The sequence below is a fragment of the Rhodococcus sp. NPDC056960 genome (assembly GCF_042674125.1).
Classification (GTDB): domain Bacteria; phylum Actinomycetota; class Actinomycetes; order Mycobacteriales; family Mycobacteriaceae; genus Rhodococcus_F.
On record NZ_JBHURF010000005.1, the window covers coordinates 89,368 to 111,496 of the forward strand.

At 69.1% G+C, this 22,129-nt stretch carries 22 protein-coding genes and 1 pseudogene; 6 read left to right on the plus strand and 17 right to left on the minus strand.

Annotated elements, in window-relative coordinates; all coding sequences use genetic code 11:
* Window positions 1-55 precede the first annotated feature (55 nt).
* The gene (locus ACFTWF_RS09510) at window positions 56-1,195 is read right to left on the minus strand and encodes a GuaB3 family IMP dehydrogenase-related protein (RefSeq protein ID WP_378460986.1); all 1,140 of its coding nucleotides are present in this window, start codon (window positions 1,193-1,195) and stop codon (window positions 56-58) included.
* 33 nt (window positions 1,196-1,228) lie between these two features.
* Entirely contained in the window at window positions 1,229-2,752 is a 1,524-nt protein-coding gene (gene guaB / locus ACFTWF_RS09515) for an IMP dehydrogenase (protein ID WP_005239781.1), read from the minus strand.
* Window positions 2,753-2,974: 222 nt separating this feature from the next.
* Between guaB and ACFTWF_RS09520 the strand changes: the two genes are divergently transcribed.
* Entirely contained in the window at window positions 2,975-3,379 is a 405-nt protein-coding gene (locus tag ACFTWF_RS09520) for a DUF5319 domain-containing protein (protein ID WP_005239778.1), read from the plus strand.
* An 84-nt stretch (window positions 3,380-3,463) separates the two neighbouring features.
* On the opposite strand, the gene ACFTWF_RS09525 is transcribed toward ACFTWF_RS09520, so the two are convergent.
* The 5 genes and pseudogenes from ACFTWF_RS09525 to ACFTWF_RS09545 form a co-directional block, all read right to left on the minus strand.
* The gene (locus tag ACFTWF_RS09525; RefSeq protein ID WP_378460987.1) at window positions 3,464-4,492 is read right to left on the minus strand and encodes an anti-sigma-D factor RsdA; all 1,029 of its coding nucleotides are present in this window, start codon (window positions 4,490-4,492) and stop codon (window positions 3,464-3,466) included.
* A complete protein-coding gene (locus ACFTWF_RS09530; protein ID WP_005239770.1) occupies window positions 4,476-5,054 on the minus strand; it encodes a sigma-70 family RNA polymerase sigma factor in 579 nt (192 codons plus the stop codon). Before ACFTWF_RS09530 ends, ACFTWF_RS09525 begins: the two co-directional genes overlap by 17 nt.
* A gap of 160 nt (window positions 5,055-5,214) precedes the next feature.
* Window positions 5,215-6,048, minus strand: a complete 834-nt coding sequence (locus ACFTWF_RS09535) for a hypothetical protein (protein WP_378460988.1) — start codon at window positions 6,046-6,048, stop codon at window positions 5,215-5,217.
* A gap of 68 nt (window positions 6,049-6,116) precedes the next feature.
* The gene (locus ACFTWF_RS09540) at window positions 6,117-6,686 is read right to left on the minus strand and encodes a transcriptional regulator (RefSeq protein ID WP_378461171.1); all 570 of its coding nucleotides are present in this window, start codon (window positions 6,684-6,686) and stop codon (window positions 6,117-6,119) included.
* 198 nt (window positions 6,687-6,884) lie between these two features.
* A pseudogene (locus ACFTWF_RS09545) lies at window positions 6,885-7,184 on the minus strand (MerR family transcriptional regulator); the annotation flags it as partial.
* A gap of 197 nt (window positions 7,185-7,381) precedes the next feature.
* Between ACFTWF_RS09545 and ACFTWF_RS09550 the strand changes: the two are divergent.
* From ACFTWF_RS09550 to ACFTWF_RS09560, 3 genes are all read left to right on the plus strand, one after another.
* Complete coding sequence (locus ACFTWF_RS09550) at window positions 7,382-7,675, plus strand: WhiB family transcriptional regulator (RefSeq protein ID WP_005239766.1); 294 nt, start codon at window positions 7,382-7,384, stop codon at window positions 7,673-7,675.
* 130 nt (window positions 7,676-7,805) lie between these two features.
* Window positions 7,806-8,474, plus strand: a complete 669-nt coding sequence (locus ACFTWF_RS09555) for a sigma-70 family RNA polymerase sigma factor (protein WP_378460989.1) — start codon at window positions 7,806-7,808, stop codon at window positions 8,472-8,474.
* Window position 8,475: 1 nt separating this feature from the next.
* A complete protein-coding gene (locus tag ACFTWF_RS09560; RefSeq protein WP_378460990.1) occupies window positions 8,476-9,225 on the plus strand; it encodes an anti-sigma factor domain-containing protein in 750 nt (249 codons plus the stop codon).
* A gap of 99 nt (window positions 9,226-9,324) precedes the next feature.
* Here the strand turns inward: ACFTWF_RS09560 and groL are convergent, their stop codons facing one another.
* Complete coding sequence (gene groL, locus ACFTWF_RS09565) at window positions 9,325-10,938, minus strand: chaperonin GroEL (RefSeq protein ID WP_378460991.1); 1,614 nt, start codon at window positions 10,936-10,938, stop codon at window positions 9,325-9,327.
* Window positions 10,939-11,030: 92 nt separating this feature from the next.
* On the minus strand, window positions 11,031-11,330 hold the full coding sequence (gene groES, locus ACFTWF_RS09570; RefSeq protein WP_003940763.1) for a co-chaperone GroES: 300 nt from the start codon (window positions 11,328-11,330) through the stop codon (window positions 11,031-11,033).
* A gap of 231 nt (window positions 11,331-11,561) precedes the next feature.
* Between groES and ACFTWF_RS09575 the strand changes: the two genes are divergently transcribed.
* A complete protein-coding gene (locus tag ACFTWF_RS09575; RefSeq protein ID WP_378460992.1) occupies window positions 11,562-13,280 on the plus strand; it encodes a TIGR03767 family metallophosphoesterase in 1,719 nt (572 codons plus the stop codon).
* On the opposite strand, the gene ACFTWF_RS09580 is transcribed toward ACFTWF_RS09575, so the two are convergent.
* Window positions 13,277-13,813: a potassium channel family protein gene (locus tag ACFTWF_RS09580; RefSeq protein ID WP_378460993.1), complete on the minus strand. Its 537-nt coding sequence runs from the start codon at window positions 13,811-13,813 to the stop codon at window positions 13,277-13,279. The genes ACFTWF_RS09575 and ACFTWF_RS09580 overlap by 4 nt on opposite strands.
* Window positions 13,814-14,018: 205 nt before the next feature.
* On the opposite strand from ACFTWF_RS09580, the gene ACFTWF_RS09585 reads away from it, so the two are divergent.
* Window positions 14,019-15,626, plus strand: coding sequence for an Hsp70 family protein (locus ACFTWF_RS09585; protein ID WP_378460994.1), 1,608 nt, complete (start codon window positions 14,019-14,021; stop codon window positions 15,624-15,626).
* On the opposite strand, the gene tsaD is transcribed toward ACFTWF_RS09585, so the two are convergent.
* Genes tsaD through ACFTWF_RS09620 form a run of 7 tightly spaced genes read right to left on the minus strand, consistent with a single transcriptional unit; the run spans window position 15,619 to window position 22,088 of the window.
* On the minus strand, window positions 15,619-16,656 hold the full coding sequence (gene tsaD / locus ACFTWF_RS09590) for a tRNA (adenosine(37)-N6)-threonylcarbamoyltransferase complex transferase subunit TsaD (protein ID WP_378460995.1): 1,038 nt from the start codon (window positions 16,654-16,656) through the stop codon (window positions 15,619-15,621). The genes ACFTWF_RS09585 and tsaD overlap by 8 nt on opposite strands.
* Entirely contained in the window at window positions 16,653-17,132 is a 480-nt protein-coding gene (rimI, locus tag ACFTWF_RS09595) for a ribosomal protein S18-alanine N-acetyltransferase (RefSeq protein WP_378460996.1), read from the minus strand. Before rimI ends, tsaD begins: the two co-directional genes overlap by 4 nt.
* Entirely contained in the window at window positions 17,129-17,788 is a 660-nt protein-coding gene (tsaB, locus tag ACFTWF_RS09600) for a tRNA (adenosine(37)-N6)-threonylcarbamoyltransferase complex dimerization subunit type 1 TsaB (RefSeq protein ID WP_378460997.1), read from the minus strand. The genes rimI and tsaB overlap by 4 nt, the downstream gene beginning before the upstream one ends.
* Window positions 17,789-17,837: 49 nt before the next feature.
* Window positions 17,838-18,326, minus strand: a complete 489-nt coding sequence (gene tsaE, locus ACFTWF_RS09605; protein WP_378460998.1) for a tRNA (adenosine(37)-N6)-threonylcarbamoyltransferase complex ATPase subunit type 1 TsaE — start codon at window positions 18,324-18,326, stop codon at window positions 17,838-17,840.
* The gene (locus ACFTWF_RS09610; RefSeq protein WP_378460999.1) at window positions 18,316-19,380 is read right to left on the minus strand and encodes an alpha/beta fold hydrolase; all 1,065 of its coding nucleotides are present in this window, start codon (window positions 19,378-19,380) and stop codon (window positions 18,316-18,318) included. Before ACFTWF_RS09610 ends, tsaE begins: the two co-directional genes overlap by 11 nt.
* A 3-nt stretch (window positions 19,381-19,383) precedes the next feature.
* Window positions 19,384-20,589, minus strand: coding sequence for an alanine racemase (alr, locus tag ACFTWF_RS09615; protein ID WP_378461000.1), 1,206 nt, complete (start codon window positions 20,587-20,589; stop codon window positions 19,384-19,386).
* A 17-nt stretch (window positions 20,590-20,606) separates the two neighbouring features.
* Entirely contained in the window at window positions 20,607-22,088 is a 1,482-nt protein-coding gene (locus ACFTWF_RS09620) for an NAD(P)H-hydrate dehydratase (protein WP_378461001.1), read from the minus strand.
* Window positions 22,089-22,129: the final 41 nt, after the last annotated feature.

Consider the following 22,129-nt stretch of genomic DNA (forward strand, 5'->3'; position numbering starts at 1 on the left):
CACCGATGTGACATCGGGCGACGAATGAAGACGAAAGCGGTGGAGAGCGGAAGTCTCAGGCGCGGACGGTCAGGCCCACCTTCTGGAATTCCTTCAGATCCGAGTACCCCGACTTCGCCATCGAACGGCGCAGACCGCCGACGAAGTTCAGGGAGCCGAACGGGTCGTCCGACGGACCGGTCAGCACCCGGTCGAGCGACGGGCGCTCACCGAACGCGACGGGCAGCATCGTCCCGCGCGGGACCGACGGATGCGCGGCGGCCGACGGCCAGTACCAGCCGCCGCCGGGGGCCTCCGCGGCCACGGCCAGCGGCGCGCCCAGGACAGCGGCGTCCGCGCCGCAGGCGATCGCCTTCGCGAGATCGCCCGAGGAGGTGATGTTGCCGTCCGCGATGACGTGGACGTAGCGCCCACCCGTCTCGTCGAGGTAGTCGCGGCGGGCAGCGGCGGCGTCCGCGATGGCCGTGGCCATCGGCAGTCCGATGCCGAGCACCTCACCGGTGGTGGTGGCGCCCTCGGTCGAGCCGTATCCGACGATCACACCCGCCGCGCCCGTGCGCATCAGGTGCAGCGCGGTGCGATGATCGCTCACGCCACCGGCCACGACGGGGACGTCGAGTTCGGAGATGAACGTCTTGAGGTTCAGCGGCTCGCTGTCGCCGTGGGCGACGTGCTCGGCGGAGATGATCGTGCCGTGCACGACCAGCAGGTCGATGCCCGCCTCCAGCAACAGCGGGGTGAGCGCCCGGGCGTTCTGCGGGCTCACCCGGACCGCGGTCGTGACGCCCGCGTCACGGACCTGCGCGACCGCGGCGGCGAGGAGACCCGGCTGCAACGGCGCCGCATGCAGCTCCTGCAGCTTCTTGATCGGCGCCTCGACGTCGACGTCCGACTCCGCCAGCGCGACGAGGTCGGCGAGCTTCGCCTCGACGTCCGCGTGCCGGCCCCACAGACCCTCACCGTTGATGACCCCGAGGCCACCACGCTTGCCGAGTTCGATCGCGAACGACGGCGACACGAGCGCGTCGGTCGGATGCGTCAGCACCGGGATGTCGAACCGGTATGCGTCGAGCTGCCAGGCCGTCGACACCTCCTTGGAGGAGCGGGTCCGGCGGGAGGGGACGATGTCGATGTCGTCCAGCTCATAGGTTCGTCGGGCTGTTCGGCCCATGCCGATCTCAACGAGGTCGCGCACGCGCGCCCCTTTCTCGTGAATCGTGACTGGTTGCTAGCGGGCGGTGTAGTTGGGAGCTTCGACCGTCATCGTGATGTCGTGCGGGTGGCTCTCCTTCAGACCCGCGGCCGTGATCTGCACGAACTGCGCGTTCTGCAGCTCCTCGATCGACGACGCTCCCGTGTAGCCCATGGCGGCGCGCAGACCACCCGTGAGCTGATGCGTGACCTGGGACAGCGGCCCGCGGAACGCGACCCGGCCCTCGATGCCCTCCGGGACCAGCTTGTCCTCGGACAGCACGTCGTCCTGGAAGTAGCGGTCCTTCGAGTACGACTTGGCGGCGCCGCGGCTCTGCATCGCGCCGAGCGACCCCATGCCCCGGTAGCTCTTGTACTGCTTGCCGTTCACCAGGATCAGCTCGCCCGGCGACTCGGCGGTGCCCGCGAGCAGCGAACCGAGCATGGCCGTCGATGCGCCCGCCGCCAGCGCCTTCGCGATGTCGCCGGAGAATTGCAGGCCGCCGTCGGCGATCACCGGCACACCGTGCGGCTTCGCCGCGGCGACCGCTTCGAGGATCGCGGTGATCTGCGGGGCGCCGACACCGGCGATGACGCGGGTGGTGCAGATCGAGCCCGGTCCGACACCCACCTTGACCGCGTCGACACCGGCTTCGATGAGGGCAGCCGCACCACTGCGGGTGGCGACGTTGCCGCCGATGATCTGCACACGCTCGTCGACCTCGGCCTTGAGCTTCGAGATCATGTCCAGGACGCCGGCCGAGTGCCCGTGAGCGCTGTCGACGACGAGGACGTCCACGCCGGCGTCGGTGAGAGCCATCGCACGACTCCACGCCTCGTCACCCACACCCACGGCGGCACCGACGAGGAGCCGGCCGTCGCGGTCCTTGGTGGCGTCCGGATGCTGCTCGGTCTTCACGAAGTCCTTGACCGTGATGAGACCGGTGAGCTTGCCCTGCCCGTCCACGATCGGCAGCTTCTCGATCTTGTGACGGCGAAGCAGGCCCAGCGCCACCTCCGCGGTGACACCCTCCTGCGCGGTGATCAGCGGCGCCTTGGTCATGACCTCGGACACGGCCCGATTCTGGTCGACCTCGAAGCGCATGTCGCGGTTGGTGATGATGCCCACCAGTTGCCCGGCCGCATCGGTCACCGGCAGTCCGGAGATCCGGAAGCGGGCACATTTGGCGTCCACCTCGGCGAGGGTGTCGGACGGCTTGCACGTGACCGGATCGGTGACCATTCCCGCCTCGGACCGCTTGACCGTCTCGACCTGCCCCGCCTGGGCCTCGACCGACAGGTTGCGGTGCAGGACGCCCATGCCACCGGCGCGAGCCATGGCAATGGCCATCCGCGCCTCGGTGACGGTGTCCATCGCGGAGCTGACGAGGGGCACTCGCAGCCGGATGTCGCGGGTCAGCTGACTCGACGTGTCGACCTGGCCGGGAATGACATTCGACGCCGCCGGCAAGAGCAGGACGTCGTCGTACGTGAGACCCAGCATCGCGACCTTGTTCGGGTCGTCACCGCCGGTGTGTACATGCCCTGCTGAACTTGTCATGCGGTTCGGGCCCTCCATGGAACATAGGTGCAGCGCCGCGGCGCCGTCTGTGGACAGTCGGATCTTCGATCCGGTTTACAGGGAAAAGTCCGGAGCGTCGATCGATATTCCCAGCTCCGGGAACCATGATATCGGCTCGGCGCGATCACCACGGAGCCCACCCACGCTGGGCGTACGCCGAACGGCTGGCGCAGACCGGGCTGACCTGCGTACCGTGGTGCTGTGCGCGATCAACTGCCTCCAGGTCTGCCCCCGGACCCCTTCGCCGGCGACCCCGCCGACCCGTCCGCAGCTCTCGATGCGATCGAACCGGGCCAGCCACTCGACCCCCACGAGCGTCTCGCCGTGGAGGAAGATCTGGCTGACCTCGCCGTGTACGAGGCGCTGCTGGCCCATCGTGGGATCCGCGGGCTCGTCGTCTGCTGCGAAGACTGCCAGCAAGATCACTACCACGATTGGGACATGCTCCGTGCCAATCTCCTCCAGCTTCTGGTCGACGGCACCGTGCGCCCGCACGAGCCCGCCTACGACCCGACACCCGAGGCCTACGTCACGTGGGATTATTGCCGTGGCTACGCCGACGCCTCGATGAACGACGCTCTGCACGGGGACGGCTTCGACGCCTGATCCGGCACGCCTACCGATACAAACGACTGTGGCCCGACACTTCGCGTGTCGGGCCACAGTCGTTCGTGCTGGAAGAGTGCGCCGCTAACTGGTGGGCGGCGGCACCGGCACCGTGGTCGTGGTGGGCAGCGGTGCCGACGACGGCACCTGCGGGACCTGCTGCTGGGTGGACGGCTCCGTTGCCGGAGTGTCCGAGGGCAGCACCGGGAGCTGCATGATCGTGGGATCGGGGTTCGGCGACGGCAACGTCTCCGGCGGCGGAAGCGTCGGCAACTGCGGCAGTTGCGGCAACGGGATTGCCGGAAGTCCCGGAATCTGCAGATCGGTGGGCAGGGTGCCCGTGCCCGGCAGCGGGCCGACTCCCGGCAACGTCGTGGCACCCGGGGTGCCCGGCAGGGTGGCCGGCATCTCGTTGGTCTGCGCCGGCGCGTTCGTCGTGGTGGTGCCGGGTGACGTCGTCGTCGGCGGCGTGGTGGGAGCGATCTTCTCGACTTCCGCGGCGAGCTTCGCACGCCACACGTCGAGTTCGTTCCGCAGGTCGGAGTCGCGGACTCCGCCGGAACGGCCGGCGGCGTTGTCCAGCATGTGCTGTGCCGACTCGGCGTCGCCCACCGCGATCAGCCGCTCGGCTTCCTGCAGCTGCGACGTGGTGTCGATCTGCGCGACGGTCGAATCGGCCTGCTGGCTGAACACGACCGACTTGACGCTCCACAGCGGATCGCCCGGTTCGGCGTTGTACGAGAAGATGGTGGCGCCACCCATGACGACCGCGATCGCGGCGGCAGCGCCTGCGATGGGTCGCAGCAGGCGGAGCTTGCTGCGGGCAGCGCTGCGTGCCGAACGGGCGTCCGAGGCGTCGATCGCCGCGATCACGTCGTCGAGCAGCGGTCCGGTCGGCATCGGCGTCGCCACGATGTCGGCGCGCCAATTCGTCAGCAGAAGCGCGAGCTCGTATTGCTCCGGCGAATCCGTTGCAACGGGACCGCCACCGGCGATCGCGTCGATCAGCGCATCGTCACGGCGCACTGCCGCGACGTCCACCGGTGCCTCGTCTCCTGGGAGATCGGCATCGGGATTGCCGTTGCGCTTGATGCCCCTAGCCAAACCTCTCACCTGCCCTCGTCACTTCTTTTTTCAGTTTCGCGATGGCTCGGTGTTGAGCCACGCGGACAGCTCCCGCAGTACTACCCACGGCCGCGGCCGTCTCCTCCGCCGACATACCGACCACGAGGCGGAGGATCAAGATCTCCCGGTGCTTCTCCGGCAGCGTGCTCAGCAGTTCGTTCATCTGCCTGCTCGCTTCCGAGTCCAGCGCCCTCTGTTCGGGTCCGTCGTCGTTGGCTACGACATCGGGTACTTCGGCGACGGGCTCCGACTTGTTACGTGCGGAGTTCCGATGCGCGTCGGCGACCTTGTGCGCGGCGATCCCGTAGACGAATGCCATGAACGGCCGGCCTTGGTCCTCGTAGCGAGGCAAGGCCGTCATCACGGCGAGGCACACTTCTTGCGCCACGTCGTCCGCGGAGAGTTGTCCCCTCTCCGCAGCACCGACCCTGGCTCTGCAGTAACGCACAACCAAGGGCCGAATGTTTTCCAGGACCAGAGCTAAAGCGGCCCGGTCGCCCTGCGTTGCAGCGGCGACGGCGGAGTCCAACTCCTCGCTCGTATTAGTCATCGTTGCTAGATATCCTGGCGTTACAGTGGCACCTCCCCCGATGGGTGTGCTCCCGCTCTCAGCGGAACACTCCAAGAGTAACGGTGCCGACCGAACGGTATTCGCGGGGATTCACACCGATTCGCGCACAATCGAGCCGTAGCCCGCCCGACCAGCGGTGTCAGATTCGGAAGCGCCCACCTCGCGCCCGGATCAGGGCTTCGCACTCCTCACGCGCCGCCTGGACACGTGAGTCCGACGTCACACCGCCCAGCAACATCGCAGCTGCCCACTTCAGAGGTATCAGGCCGTGCCGGTCGCAACGGTCGAGCACGTCGGCGGCGAGCCGTGCCGCGGGACCGGAATCGGGCTCCCCGGTCATCGCCGCGCTGCGCAGCAGGTCCGATTTGACGTCGTGGCGCGCGGATCCGGAGGCCTCCGAAATTTCCGCGGCGGTATCGGCGTGGCGGCGCGCCGAGGCGAAGTCGCCGGCCGCGAGGAACAGCTCCGCGCTCACCCAGTGGGCGCGGATCCGCTGCCGCCACAGCCGATCCGCGAGTTCCTCGTCCAGGTGCTCGGCGCACCGTTCGAGGAGGCGTCTGCCGAGTGCGAGACGACCGCATCCCAGGGCGTCTGCGGCAAGCCCGGTCAGCGCGTCGCAGCGGGCTTCGCGGACGAGGACGCCGCAGTCGTCACCGGAACCGATTCCGACCACCGCAAGGGCCCGGCCGTCGAATCCGGAGGCGAGACGGTGCCAGCCGAGCTGGCGCAGCAGTGACGCCTGCGTGCTCCACGCCAGCGAGACGACCCCGGGTTCGACGTCGTCGCCCCTCGTCAGCGCCTCCAGCTCGGCACGGGCCCGGCTGTAGTGCCCTCGCGCGCCCCACACCACTGCGCGCATCCAGCGCTCGACCGGAACGTCGGCGTCCGGCAGCGGGCTCACCCCCGGCTCGGCACCGAAAGCGGCGCGGTTCAACGATGTCGTGACTTCGGAACGGTGACTGGAATCGGGCACGCCGGAATCATTGCACCGGCGAGATCTATGGCACCGGCGAGATCATGGCAGCGCCGGGCGGCCGCGCGTCAGGTGACCGCGAGGACGGCGTCGACGGCCTCGCCGAGGGTGCCCAGTGCGGCGATCGACCGTGGCAGTTCCTGGGCATGGCATCCGGGGCCACTCGCGAGCACGGTCAGGCCGGTGCGGCGGCGGCGGATCGCCCGCACGAGAGACGGGACGTCGCATCCGGACGACGGCAACCACAGGATGATCACGTCCGGCTCGGCGTTGGTCACGGCGGCGAGGAGCGCGGACCGGCACACGGGCAGCGCCGTCCGCGTGTCGACCGAGGCGGTGGCGAGCGCTGCGCCCAGCGCCCGGAATTCGAGGCCGTAGGGATCGGGGGGCACCGCTTCTCGGGTGTCCACGGGGACGCGCACCAGCAGCACACGGCCACCGGCTCCGATGGGCGCGTCGAGCGTCATCGTCGACACGATCCCCGCAACGCAGTCGGTGAAGACGCGAACACTGGCGGCGGCGGCCTCCGAGTTCCTCCCGTCGTCCGCCCACTCGAGCACGGGAACGACCAGACTCGTCCACATCGAAACGAAACCCCGCTCCGCGGCCGCCCGCACGATGATCCGCCGGATGGTCACGACATCTCGTACCAGCAGCGCTCCCGATAAATTCCGGATCGAGGCCTCGCCGTCACCGAGGCCGGAAAATGCCGACAAAAGGTTCGACGAGTCTGTTTTCGTTCCGTTCACCGAGTTGTCATGCAGATTTTCCTCGTCCGGTCGCGGGTCCTTTTCTGACGAAAATGTAGCCATTGCGTTAATCGCATATCTCGCCGCCTCGGCAGAGTTTGCCCCGCCGTCCAACGCCTGTTGCATGCACTCGAGTCTTGCGACGTCGAGCCGCGTGTATCTGCGGTGGCTCCCCTGCAGGTGGACGGACGGCCCGATGCCGTACCTGCGGTCCCAGGTACGGAGCGTCGAAGGAGCGACGCCGAGCTTCCTGGCCAGTGCAGATACCGAGATCGTGGGTCCCTCGTCGGGGGATCCGGAGGGGTGCTGGGTTTCAGGCTCCGCGGGCTGGGGCACCCGGACATCGTCACCCGCGATCCGGGGTCTTTCAACCCGAAACGGAATCATGGAACCGCGGGAATGTAAATATTTTCCAGGTTAACTTTCAGCTTGTGGGATATGTAAATCACCACTGTGAACAACTATTGACGCGATTTCGCAAGCGACTCTACGGTTAGCGACGTGAATGATTCAGTGGCTTGAACTTGCGTTCGAGCCCACGGTCCGCTCGTCGCCAGAGGCGAGCTTGCAGCTAAGGAGTCCACATGCCTGCACCCAACCACCTACCCGGCCCGAACGCGGATATCTGGGATTGGCAGATGCACGGACTGTGCCGCGGAGTCGACTCCTCGATGTTCTTCCATCCCGACGGGGAGCGTGGGCGGGCCCGCGCACAGCGGGAGACCCGTGCGAAGGAAATGTGCAGACGCTGCCCAGTCCTCGCCCAGTGCCGCAACCACGCCCTGAGCGTGTCCGAGCCCTACGGCATCTGGGGCGGAATGTCCGAGACCGAACGCGAAATGCACGCCCGTCACCGGCGCGGCCGGATCGCGGTCTGACCCCACTACGACGCTCACCGAGGAACCCTCGCCGCCGCGCGGGGGTTCCTCGCATCACATCGATCCCCTCGCCACCCATCCACGGCGACTCGGTCTCCGAATGCCTACCGGCTGGGAGAGATGAGTGGAAATGCACGCTACCGTGGTTCTCGATGAAACGAGAAGAGTGTCGGTGACGAACCACGAGGGCAACTTGCCAGCAGAAGACGTGTGCCCGGCGGACGCAACCGGGGCACGCACCGCCCGGGCCACCGAGTCCGCAGAGCTCTCCGACGCCATGGCCCGGGTCGCGAACGGCGACGCCGAGGCGTTCGCCGAGCTGTACGACCGGACGAGCGCCCGGATCCACGGAATGGTGCTGCGCGTTCTCCGGGATCCCGGTTACGCCGAGGAGACGACACAGGAAGTCTTCCTCCAGGCTTGGCGCACCGCGTCGAATTTCGATCCCGCTCGCGGCTCTGCCCTGTCCTGGCTGATGACGCTCGCGCACCGCCGGGCGGTCGACCGGGTGCGGTCCGAGCAGGCGGGCACCGACCGCGAGGCACTCTACGAGAACACCAACGTCGCCGGTCCGTTCGACCACGTCACCGAGGAGGTGACCCGGCGCCTCGAGCATCAGTCGGTGCTCGCCTGCCTCGACTCCCTCACCGACATGCAACGCGAGTCGGTCGCGATGGCGTACTACGACGGTCGCACCTACCGAGAGGTCGCCTCCCAGCTGGGGGTTGCACTGTCGACGGTCAAGACGCGCATCCGTGACGGTTTGACGCGGCTGCGCGGCTGCCTGGGAGGGCTGTGACATGAACGACGAACTCGTGGGCATGGCGTACCCGTATGCGCTCGACGCGCTCGACGTCACCGAACGCCACGAACTCGACACCGATCTCGCCGCGACGGACGAGCGGACGCGGTCCACGTTCACCGACGAGGTTCGCCGGATCCACGAAGCGTTCGCGGTGGTGAGTGCGGTCGGCGCCGTCGACCCCCCGCCGTACGTGCGGGCACGACTTCTCGCCGAGGTCGGGAGGTCCGCACCGGGACACACACCGGCAGAACACTCCCCGTCAGGGCCGATCTCGCTGACCGAGCGCCGATCCCGTCGGCGTCGCTGGCAGATCGCCGTCGCGGCGGCCGCTGCGGTCGGCGTGCTCGCCGGCGGCACGGTGATCGTCCGGCAGCTCACCGAGGGTCCGGCGCCCACCGTGGCGGAGCAGGTGATGGACGCCGCCGACATGCATTCGTCGACGAGTGCGATCGCGGCAGGCGGGTCGGCGACCGCCAGCTACTCGAGGTCGCAGGACGCCGTCGTGTTCGTGCTGGACGGCGTGGCCCCGCCCGCACCCGACACCGTGTACCAGCTGTGGTTGATGCCCGAATCGGGGGATGCGCCGGTGCCGGCCGGAACCCTGTCGCCCTCCGACGTCCTGTCGAACACGCCCGTCGTCCTCGACGACGTCGGGTCGATGTCGAAGCTGGCCGTCACCGTCGAGCCGCCCGGCGGGTCACCGCAGCCGACGTCGGATCCGTTCGCGGTGCTGCAATTGAGCTGATCCGGCGCAGGCCGGACGGAAGAAACCCCCGCGCGGTGATCCGCACGGGGGTTTCTTCGGCTGAACGGTCGGATTGTCCGACCGGCGCGACGGCAGAGCCTAGTGGCTGTGCCCGTGACCGGTCTGAGCCTCTTCCTCTTCCGCCGGCTTGTCGACGACGGCGCTCTCGGTGGTGAGGATCATCCGCGCGACCGAGGCCGCGTTGACGACCGCGGAGCGGGTGACCTTCACCGGGTCGACGACGCCGTCGGCGAGCAGGTCGCCGTAGGTGAGGGTCGCGGCGTTGAAACCGTGTCCCTTGGGCTGCTCGGCAACCTTGCTGGTCACGACGGACCCGTCGAGGCCGGCGTTGCTGGCGATCCAGAACAGCGGCGCCTGCAGGGCTTCGCGCACGACCTTGACGCCCGTGCCTTCGTCACCGGTCAGACCGAGGTTGTCGGCCAGCTCGGTGCTCGCCTGGACGAGGGCGGAACCGCCACCGGGGACGATGCCCTCGGCGACCGCGGCCTTGGCGGCGTTGACGGCGTCCTCGACACGGAACTTGCGCTCCTTGAGGTCCGTCTCGGTGGCTGCGCCGACCTTGATGACAGCGACGCCACCGGCCAGCTTCGCCAGACGCTCTTCGAGCTTCTCGCGATCCCAGTCGGAGTCGGTGTTCTCGATCTCGCGGCGCAGCTGCGCGACGCGGCCCTTGATGTCGTCGTCGGTTCCGGCGCCGTCGACGATGGTGGTCTCGTCCTTGCTGACCACGACGCGACGTGCGCTGCCGAGCAGGTCCAGGCCTGCGTCCTTCAGCGTGAGGCCGACGTCGGAGTTGATGACCGTGCCGCCGGTGACGACGGCGAGGTCGTCGAGGAACGCCTTCCGGCGGTCACCGAAGAACGGCGCCTTGACGGCGACGGCCTTGATGGTCTTCCGGATGGAGTTGACCACGAGCGTCGAGAGAACCTCGCCCTCGACGTCCTCCGCGATGATGAGGAGCGGCTTGCCGCTCTCGGCCACCTTCTCCAGCAGCGGCAGGAAGTCGGGCAGGGACGTGATCTTCTCGCGGAACAGCAGCACGAGTGCGTCCTCGTACACGGCCTTCTGGGCGTCGAGATCCGTGACGAAGTACGGCGACAGGTAGCCCTTGTCGAACTGGACACCCTCGGTGATCACGAGCTCGGTCGCCAGGGTCGAGGACTCCTCCACCGTGACGACACCGTCGGTGCCGACGCGGGTGAGCGCCTCTCCGACCATCTCGCCGATCTCCTCGTCGCGCGAGGAGACGGTCGCGACCTGGGCGATGGAGTTCTTGCCCTCCACCGGCTTCGCGACGGCGAGCAGTGCCTCGACGACCTTGTCGGCCGCGGCGTTGATGCCGATGCCGAGTGCCATCGGGTTGGCACCCGCGGCGATGTTCTTCAGACCGCCCCGCACGATGGCCTGGGCCAGCACGGTCGCGGTGGTGGTGCCGTCGCCTGCGACGTCGTTGGTCTTGGTGGCGACGCTCTTGACGAGCTGCGCGCCGAGGTTCTCGAACGGGTCCTCGAGCTCGATTTCCCGGGCGATGCTGACACCGTCGTTGGTGACGGTCGGGCCGCCGAAGGCCTTTGCCAGCACTACGTGGCGGCCACGCGGACCCAAGGTCACCTTGACCGCGTCGGCAAGCTTGTCGACTCCACGCTCGAGAGACCGGCGTGCGACCTCGTTGAACTCAATCTGCTTGGACATGTGTTCTGTCTTCTCCTGGATCTCAGGGTTACGCGCGTGAACGCACTCCGCCCCGGGATCCTGTGGGGACTCCGGGGCGGATCACGTATGGCTTACTTGGAGACGACAGCCAGCACGTCGCGTGCCGACAGGATCAGGTACTCCTGGCCGGCGTACTTGATCTCGGTTCCGCCGTACTTGGAGTAGATGACCGTGTCACCCTCCTTGACGTCGACCGGGATGCGGTTGCCCTGCTCGTTGACGCGGCCTTCGCCGACTGCGACGACGGTGCCCTCCTGGGGCTTCTCCTTGGCCGTGTCGGGAATGACCAGGCCGGAGGCAGTCGTCGTCTCAGCCTCGTTGGCCTGGACGAGGATCTTGTCCTCGAGCGGCTTGATGTTGACGCTCGCCACGATGAGCCCTCCACTTTGGGGTATGCGGATCCGGAGACTTCTCCGGACTCCTTGTTTGAGTGTTTCGTTTACGGCACGTCACACAGCCCCGTCGTCGCGGGTGCCGGAGCTCGATCGGCGCCACTTGGCACTCTATACGTGAGAGTGCCAACCCTCAAGGAGAAGGGGGTGGTAGATCGCGCCGAGCCGAAAAACGGCCTGCCTCACGGGTCGTCACCTAAGGTTCCCCTGGTGTCTGACATCAATCGGCGTAAATTCCTGACAATTGCCGGGCTCGGGGCCATCGGAACGGTGGGGTTCGGCGCACGCCCGTGGGGGTTGCAGTACGCGGGGGCGGCGCCGCTACCCACGTCCGGGGCCGGGACCACGCTCGAAGCGGTGGCCGTCCCGCTCGGAGCCTCGGGGTACCGCAAGCTCGGCGCGGGAGCGGGGTGGCCGACGATCGTCCGCACCGAACTCGCCGAAGCCCGCAGCGGGCGCGAAGACCGGCGCACCGCACTCGCCTCCCTCGTCCAGCTCACGGACGTGCACCTGGTCGACGCCCAGTCCCCCATGCGCTTCGAATACGTGCACCCCTTCACCGGTTCCGCGTTCCGCCCACACGAGACCCTCACCGCACAGGGTCTCGTCGCGCTGGTCGCACGCGTCAACGCGCTCGCGTCCGGCCCGCACACGCAGCGCCCGTTCGACGCCGTCGTGAGCACTGGCGACAACACCGACAACAAGGAGTTCGCCGAACTCGGCTGGTTCCTCACCGCGCTCAACGGCGGCACCATCGTCCCCAACACGGGCGCCCCGGACCGGTACGAAGGAGTGCAGAACTCGGGTGCGGATCTCTACTGGAACCCCGAATCCTCCGTCCAGGACATGTACAAGAAGGCCGGCTTCCCGGAGATCCCCGGACTGCTCGACGCCGCGATCCGCCCCGTCACGAGCCCTGGCCTGCGCACCCCCTGGTACTGCGTCTTCGGCAATCACGACGACTCTGTGGAAGGCACCGTCCCCAGCGGCATCCCCCCGCTCGAAGCCATGTACACCGGTTCGCTGAAATTCGAGGTCCCCGGCTCGCCGGAGCAGGCGAAGGCGGTCGACATCGCCACCAAGTTCGACCCCGCGGCCCTTCCCGGCGCGCTGTCCGCATTCACGACCCCACCGCGGGTCGTCACACCCGACCCCGCGCGGGCGCCGTTCACACCCCGTCAGTTCATCGCCGCGCATCTGGACCCGGCCAACACGGGCCCCGGACCGGCCGGTCACGGATTCGCGCCCGATGCCGGGGAGACCGGCATCGGCTACTACTCGTTCGACATCGCCCCGGGCGTGGTCGGCATCAGCATGGATTCCACCAACCGGGCGGGTTTCGTCGACGGCTCGCTGGGCGCGGCGCAGTTCCAGTGGATCGAGGACACCCTGACGGCAGGCAGCAGCCGCTACTACGACACGGCGGGCCGCCCGGTGTCGCAGGCCCGCAGCGACACGTGGTTCGTCCTGTTCAGCCACCACACCAGCGGCAGCATGGACAACGTCGTCCCCGACCCCTCGGCCCCGTCCGAGCCCCGGATCCGGGGGTCACGACTGGTGGATCTGCTGCACCGATTCCCGAACGTCCTCGCCTGGGTCAACGGACATACCCACGAGAACCGGATCACCCCGTGGCCCGGAGCGACTCCGGAGCAGTCGTTCTGGGAAATCAACACGGCCTCGCACATCGACTTCCCCCAGCACGGCCGGATCGTCGAAGTGGTCGACAACGCCGACGGAACCGTGTCGCTGCTCACGACGCTGTTCGAGGCCGACAGCCCCTACGCCGTCGATCACACCGATCTCTCCCCGCTCGGGCTGGCGTCGCTGTACCGGGAGTTGTCGTTCAACGACATTCACGCCGACCCCGACCTGCTCGGCGGGACGCCGGACCGGAACGTGGAACTGGTACTGGTGTCGGGCCGTTAGGTCCGGCGCCTGCGGGCCCACTGGACGGCCGCGACGATCACCCGGATGCCGACGCCGAGCAAGATGAGATTTCCGATCATCTGCACGCTCACGACGGCTCTCGACGGGTCGGTCGTCGCGGCGATGTCGCCGAACCCGACCGTCGAAAATACGGTGATCGAGAAGTAGAGGGCTCCCATGCGGGTGAGGGGCTCGGTGAAGTAACCCGGATCACTCTCGGACATCAGGCAATAGCCGGTCGCAAAGCCGAGCAGGTAGAGCGGCACGATGAGAGCCAGCGCCTCGATCGCCTGGAGCGTGGGTACCTCGGACCGCATGATCCGCCGGACCTGCCACACCGCGGCCACCACGACCACGGCGATGCCACCCACCAGGAAGAGCACGGCGGACAGGTCCCCCAGCGAGGTCCACGGTGTGGCGAAATACACCACCCCGCACAGCAGGACGGTGCTCAGGGGGCGCAGAACCGCGCGCACTACGAGCCGTCGGCGCTCACGTCTCGTGAGGGTGCGGAAATCGCTGGCGCGTCGCATGAGATTCCTTTGGACAACTGTGCAGGTGAGACCGGATATCGAGCGCAATCTTCGTCTTCCAGGGCCGAAAGTCGGGAGCGAAATCCGTTTGTTTTCTGTAACGTTCAGATAACAGTCGCCGATTCAACGGGCAGGAATTCCTCGCTGAACTGGGCGTTCCGACAGAGATGGCAGGTCACGCGTCGAATACGTGAGGGGGTGTGTGATGGGTATGTCCCTGGGCATGTCGACCGGTGCGGCAGGTGTGGGTTCCGCCCTCCTCAGCACAGCCGCCAACGGTGCGCAGAACGTCGAGTTCCGCTACCTGTCCGCCGATCAGGCGCACATCGACCTCGGCGACCTGGTCCGTTCCTCCATCTCGCTGATGACCACCCAGGTTCCCGCCGATCCCACCACTCCCGACGCGTTCGCCGTCGCGTACCGGACGGCGGAGCAGGCGCATTCGATCCGCAGCGCCGTCAGCAGGCAGCGGCATCGCGTGCATCTCGTGCCCGAGACCGCCGCCACCCTCACCTATCTGCGGCACACCGGCGAGGTCGCTCAGCACGCCACCGTCGCGATCGTCGACTTCGGCGAGTCCGGGCTGTCCGTCGCGGTCGTCGATCAGGTGGACGGCACCGTCCTGCACGCCGACCGCACCAGCCACGTGAGCGGCACCGGTATCGACGACCTCGTCTACCACCACGTCGTCGGCAGTCTCGCCACTCCGCATCCCCTTCGGCACCTGGACCGCGATCTGCTCTCGGCGCGGTGCCGTGTCGCGAAGGAGCAGTTGTCCTCGGAGCCGAACGCGCACGTCGACATCGACCTGCAGGGCATCCGCCCGATCGAGATCAGCCGCAGCAGGTTCGAGGAGATCGCGGCACCGACGGTCCGGGTCGCGGTCGAGTTCATCCGCGCCACCGTCGCCGACTCCCCGCGTCCTCCCGACGCGCTGGCGCTGGTCGGTGGTGGCGCGAACATTCCGGCGATCGCCTCCGCCGTCGCCGACGCGTTCACCGCTCGCGTCATCGCGGTGCCCGAACCGGACACGGCGACAGCGAAGGGTGCAGCGCTGCTGGCTGTCTCCTCCGCCATCCGAAACTACCCGGCCACCGAATCGAACCGCCCGGGTTCGGCGACGAAGGTGTCCGGGGCGCTCGTTGGCGCCCTGGTCGTCGGCGGGCTCGTCCTCGGCTACGGCGTGAAGGAACTCGCACCCGCCCCGGATCCCAGCGTCTCCCCCGCCGGGACCGACACGTTCCAGACCACAGAACAGGTCACGACCACGACGACGGATGCACCTCCCGCCACGAGGATTCCGTCGTACGATCCCACGCCGACACGGGACTACTCCCCGAACCCGGTGGCCCCGCCCACGTCGGAACCGCAGACGAACCGCACCCCGGAGCACGTGCCCGACTCGTCGAGTGCGACCACCACTCCGCCCCCGCCGACCACGACCCCGCAGCCGACGCCGACCGCTCCGGCGCGGCCGCCCCTGCCCGGCACCAACCCGCCGCAACCGGCTTGGCCGCACATCGAGTGGCCCGCCATTCCGCCGCTGTGGCCGCAGGTTCCGGGAGAATCCACCCCGAACGAACCGAGCCCCGTCGCCCCGGCCCCGGGCGTTCCCGAGGTGGCGCCGCCGGCCGGCACGCCCGGGGCACCGGCAGCACCGGCGGAGCCCCCGGCATCCGAGGGGCTCTTCCCGATCGTCCCGGCGCCGGGCACGGTCGCTCCGAGCCCGAACGCCTCGCAACCGAGCGGCGCTCAACCCGAGGCGGCGCTGACTCCGCCTGCCACCGAGACCGTCACGATCCCGGTCAGCTGAACACCTGACTGGTCGCCACCGACAGTCCCGGATCGCTCGCCACCGTCAGCAGGGACGGCGCGGCGCCGCCCGCGATCAGGTGGGCACCCAGGGACGCGATCATGACTCCGTTGTCGGTGCACAAGCGCGGCTTGGGAACCCGCAGCGTCAGGCCCGCGTCGGCGCAGCGTTCCTCGGCGAGCGCGCGGATACGCGAGTTGGCCGTGGCACCCCCACCGAGGACCAGAGTGTCGACGCCGACGTCACGGGCGGCACGCACCGCTTTCATCGTCAGCACGTCGGCCACGGCCTCCTGGAAGCTCGCCGCGATGTCCGGCACCGAACACACCTCCCCGGCACGCTCCTTCGATTCGACATATCGCGCGACAGCCGTCTTCAGGCCGGAGAACGAGAAGTCGTGCCGCGCATCGCGCGGCCCGGTCATGCCGCGCGGGAACGGAATCGCGTTCCGGTCGCCGTCCTGCGCCGCGGCGTCGAGGGCGGGCCCACCGGGGAAGCCGAGTCCGAGGAGGCGGGCCACCTTGTCGAACGCTTCGCCGGCTGCGTCGTCGACGGTCGTGCCCAGTTCGACGATGGGTTTCGCGAGATCCTCGACGTGCAGGAGGTGCGTGTGCCCCCCCGACACGAGCAGCGCCACGCAGGGCGGCATCGGCCCGTGCTCGAGGGTGTCCACCGAGACGTGGCCGCCGAGGTGATTCACGGCGTAGAACGGGACGTCCCATGCCGCCGCATAGGCTTTCGCGGCCGCGACACCGACGAGCAGGGCACCGGCCAGGCCGGGTCCGATGGTGACGGCAAGCGCGTCCGGCCTGGCGATCCCGGCCGCCGCGAGGGCACGCCTCATCGTCGGGACGATGGCCTCGAGATGTGCGCGGGACGCGACCTCCGGCACCACCCCTCCGTAGCGGGCGTGCTGGTCGACACTGGACGCGACCTCGTCGGCGAGAAGTTCACATGTTCCGTCGCCGTTCCACCGGACGATGCCGACTCCGGTCTCGTCACAAGAGCTTTCGATCCCCATGACGATCATTGCACCGGCTCCTCACCCGATCCGGGCCGGCGCATGGTGAACGCGTCCGCACCGCTCGGTTGGTAGTACTTCTTACGGGTTCCCACGATCTCGAATCCTTCACGTCGGTACAGCGCGATCGCCGCGTCGTTGTCGGTCCGCACTTCGAGAAACACCGGACCGCCGCGGGTGTCGGCGACGCGGAGAAGCTCGTCGAGGAGGGCGCCGCCGATGCCCCGGCGCTGGCAGGCCGGGTCCGTTCCGATCGTGTGTATCTCGGATTCCGGATGCGCACCATCGCCCAGCAGGGCGATGCCGGCGTATCCGACGACGTGGCCCGACTCGTCCCGCGCCACGGTGTAGCGCACGTGCGGGGCGGCGAGTTCCGCCCTGAACGCGCTTGCGCTCCAGGGCCCGTCGCCGACGAAGAGGAGGGTCTCGAGTTCCGCGCAGCGTTCGGCGTCCGCTGCCGACATCGGTTCGATGCGGAACGTCATTTCTTCCGGTCCGCCAACTCGACTGCGTCCGGGCGCCGCAGGTACAGCGGGACCAGCGCGTCCGGGGCGCTGCCACTGAACAGGGCCCCCGCGGCCACCGCGACCAGCCCTGCGGGCGAGGGCGTTTCCACGGGTTCGACGGGCAGATCGAAGAAGTCGACGTGCGACGGCGATCCCGCGACCACCTCGGACGGCATGGGCTCGAGTTCGCGCGGCTTCACCACCGCCGGACCCTCCACCCGCACTCCCGCCGAATACCGCGCCCAGTACACCTCCCGGCGGCGTGCGTCCGTGACGACGAGCAGATTGCGGTCCCCGCCCACCTGGGCGGCGATGGCGTCGAGGCTGCACACGCCGTGCGCCGGAATGCCGAGGGCATCGGCGAACGCGGCGGCGGTAGCCATCCCCACGCGCAGTCCGGTGAACGGTCCGGGCCCGGCCCCGACCACCACCGCGTCGAGGTCCGCGGCGACGTGACCCGACTCGGTGAGGCATTCGAGGATGTGCGGGGTGAGCACTTCCGCGTGGGCACGCGGGTTGACCGTCACGCGCACCGCGAGGGTGTGCACCGCCCCGACCGATGCGGAATCGGCCGAAACCCGGACGACTCCGGCGGTCACGGCAGGCGTGGATGTGTCGATGGCGAGAACAAGCACGGTAACTGAGGGTACTCGCACGTCAGAACGGCTCCCGACACCTGACCCGTCAGGAAATCCACTCCCAGTGGGCCGTGCGGACGTCCGTCTCCGGTTCGCGGCGCAGACGCACCCGCAGGTGGCGGTCGACCAGTTGCTCGACGATGCCCTCTCCCCATTCGACGACGACTACCGCTGCAGCCAGGTCGGTGTCGAGGTCGAGCGCGTCGAGTTCGTCCAGCGCGTGCGGGCCGCTGCCACCCAGCCGGTACGCGTCCACGTGCACCATCCCGACCGGTGCACCCCCACCCGGCCGAGTCCCCGCCCGGTGCTCCCGCGCGATCACGAATGTGGGCGAAGTCACTCGCCCCTGCACGCCGAGCCCGGCCCCGATTCCCTTCGTCAGTGCGGTCTTCCCCGCACCGAGAGGGCCGTCGAGCACCACGAGATCACCGGCGACGAGTCCCCGGGCGAGGTTCCGCCCGAACTCCTCGGTGTCCTCCGCCGTCGCCAGCACCACGGTCCCGCTCACGGGCAGTACTCCCTCCTCAGCCGACATCGGAATGCTCACGCGATTCGAACGTGGCCAGGCCACGGTGCAGCACCCGGTCGACCGCGTCCGACACCACAGTGGGGAACTCGAGCTGCACCAGGTGGCCGGCGCCGCGCACCCGCACCAGTTCGGACTCCGGAAGGTCCGCCGCCAATTTCCGGGAGCTGCCGAACGGGATGGTCATGTCGCTGTCGCCGCACACCACGACGGACGGGGTGCGTTCGAGCGCCTCGAGTGACGCGGACTCGTCGTGCAATTCGAGCGTGCGCAGGAAGTTCACGATGGTGACCACCGACGTCCGGTCCAGCATCGAGTCGGAGAACCTGTGCAGCCGCGGACTCACGTCCGTGCCGTACGACGCCGCCCGCAGGATTGGGGTGATCAGGACGCGGGCCGCGCCGCGCGCGTGCTGGACGAGTTCGGGCGAGGTCCGGACGGCGAGCCGGAAGCCGTCGATGACCGGGTTCTGCAGGTTCCGCGTCAAACCGGTCTCGCTGAGCCCGGCTGCGGCCGTGGCCACCAGGCCCGCACCGATCACCCGGGCCGCCACCAGCTCGGGCCGTTGCCCCGCGAAGGCGAGCACCGTCATCCCACCCATCGAATGCCCCACCAGCACAACCGGTCCGGTGGGTGCCTTCGCCTCGACGACGGTCGCGAGATCGGCGCCGAGCTGAGCGATGGTGCAGCTCGCCGCGGACGGCACACCCGAATCGCCGTGCCCGCGTTGGTCGTAGAACACCATCCGCACGTCGTCGCCCCACCGCTCGGCGAGCTGACGGCGCTGGAAGTGCCACGACGTCATATCCAGGCAGTAGCCGTGCACGAATACCGCCGTCACCGGGGCGTCGTCAGGTCCGACCTCGCGAACGGTGAGCGCGACGCCGTCCTCGGTGACCACGACGCTGCGCCGATCCCGCGACATCAGCGTGAAGTCCTCGTCGCCGTAGATCTCCCGCCCCGGCCGGGTCGCGCTCCGCAGCGCATTGACTCCGGCCACCGAGCCCAGCGCCAGCGCGCTCAGCATCCCGCCGACCAGCCCCAACCGCTTCGACACCCCCATGGCCTACGTGCCTGCCCCGCCGATGTAGCTGCGCACCGTGCGTCCGCGAACTCCGGTCACCACCTCGTAGTGGATGGTGTCGAGTTCGTCGGCCCAGGCTTGCGCGTTGGGCTCGCCGAGGTCACCGTTGCCGAAGAACACCGCGGTGTCGCCTTCTCTGACTCCCCCGCCGTCCGGTCCGAGATCCACGACCACCTGGTCCATGCAGACCCGTCCGATCCCCGGGCGGCGCTCCGAGCCCAACTGGACCTCGAATCGGCCGCTGAGCGAACGGGGCAGCCCGTCGGCGTACCCGAACGGGAGCAATGCGACCGTCGTGTCGTGGGGGGCCACCCACATGTGCCCGTAGGACACGCCTTCACCCGCCGCCACCTTTTTCACCAGAGCCACCCTCGATCGCAGTGTCATCGCCGGGCGCAGCCCGAACTGACCGAGTTCGGGAACGGGCGACAGACCATATATCGCGATTCCCGGCCGAACCATGTCAAACCGCAGGTCGGGGCGGGTCAGGGTGGCCGCCGAATTGGACAGGTGCACCACTTCGGGAACCAGCCCGTGCCGCTTGGCATCCGCGATCGCGCCTTCGAGTCGTTCGCGCTGGGAATCGATCCACGCATGGTGCGGTTCGTCGGCATGCGCGAGATGCGAGAACATGCCGCGCAGCCGCACCACGCCCTCGGCCTGTGCGCGCGCCAGATCGACGAGGACCTGCGGCAGTTCGTCGGGTGCGACGCCGTTGCGGTTCAGCCCCGTGTCGACCTTGATCGTGACGATCGCGGTGGTGCCGACGCTCCGGGCGGCAGCGACCACCGCGGCGAGGTGGCGGGGCGAGGAGACACCGAGTTCCACACCGGCCGCGATCGCGGGGGCGAAATCGGCGTCGACGGTGTGCAGCCACGCCAGGACGGGCGCCTCGATTCCCGCACGGCGCAGCGTCAGCGCCTCCGACACCGTCGTCACGCCCAGTTCCGACGCGCCCGCGGCCAGCGCCGCCCGGGCGACGGGCACCGCACCGTGGTTGTAGCCGTCCGCCTTCACGACGGCCATCAGCGCCGCGTCACGGGCACTGTCGCGCAGGATACGGACGTTGTGCGCGATCGCGTCCAGATCCACCACCGCTTCCGCCTGAGGCGCCGATGTCGGCCCGCCGGTCGCCGCGAGTTCGCTGTGGCCGTCCTCGTCCGCCGGTACTGCTTCAGCAAGCGTCATATGGTCGATCCTGCCATTCACGGTGCAGCCGGTGTTTCCTCGGGTGACACCCCCGCACGCAGGACCCTGATCGACTCCCTGAGGTGCGCGAGCAGGGTTCCGGCGGAGATCGGTGCTGTTCCACGCCCGGCGGAGCGGTCTGCGCCCCCGCCGCGAGCCGCCAGGTTCGCGGCGAGCGAGTGCGCTCGGGCGCCCACCGCGGCCGCGCGCTCCGGGGCGATGCCCGCGGCCATGAGTGAGCCGACGATCCCGGCGAGCACGTCCCCGGCGCCCGCGGTGGCGGACCACGACCCACCCGCCTCGTTGACGAGAACCCGTCCACCAGGTTCCGCGATCACCGTGGCCCGCCCCTTGAGCAGCACGTGGACGTTCCAGTCGGCAGCGAGAGCCCGCGTCGACGCGACCCGGTCCGGACCGGGATCCTTCCCCGTCAGCCGGGCGAACTCACCCGCGTGTGGTGTCAGCAGCGTCGCCGCGGTCCGCGACCGCACCAGGTCGGGGTCCTCGGCGAGCAGGGTGAGACCGTCCGCGTCGACCAGAACCGGCACGTCGGATTCGAGGACCGTGCGCAGTGTGCGCCGGGCGGCGTCGTCGGTGCCCATGCCCGGCCCCACCACCCAGGACTGGACGCGTCCGGCCTGCGCGAGGTCGGGAGTCGCGATCACCTCCGGCGAGTGCGCGAGCACCTCCCTCGTGCACGGCCCGGCGTACCGGACCAGCCCCGACGTGGCCGTGACGGCTGCGCCGGTGCACAGAACGCCCGCTCCGGGATAGCCGTCACTGCCGGCGACCACCCCGACGACCCCCTGCGAGTACTTGTCGTCGCCCGGTCCCGGCACCGGCCACGCGGCACCCACGTCGGCGGCGTCGAGTGCGATGATTCCGGCGCCGCCGAGCGGCAGTCCGATGTCCACCAGCTCCACTCGGCCGCAGTGCGCCGGCCCGAGAGCGTGGACCGGTTTGAGGGCGCCGAACGCAACGGTGACGGCGGCCCGCACGGCCGGTCCGTCGACCGCCCCGGTGTCCGGATCCACACCGCTCGGCAGATCCGCCGACACGATCGGCGCGTCGATCCGGTCGACGACGGCCGCAGCATCGGGACGCAGCGGTCCCCGGCCGGAAATTCCCACGATCCCGTCGATCACCAGATCGGGCAGGCCCGGATCGTCGGAGGGAGTGGCCGTCCGGCCGCCGGCCGCGGTGAACGCCGCCAGCCCCGACTCGTGAGTCTTCTCCGGTTTCAGCAGCACCGCGGTGGCCGCGACACCCCGTCTGCGTAGCATCGACGCCGCCCACAGCGCGTCCCCACCGTTGTCCCCGGACCCCACCAGCACCCGGATCGTGCGGCCTGCGACGCCCCCGGTCCGCGCCCGCAGTTCCGTCGCCACCACGGTGGCCAGCCCGTGTGCGGCGCGCCGCATCAGTGCGCCGTCGGGAAGCGACGCCAGCAGCGGCGCCTCGGCGGATCGAACCTCGTCAGCGGTGTAGTAGCCCCGCATGGGAACTCCTCGTCGTGCCGGCGTCACGGCCGGCCGCTGTG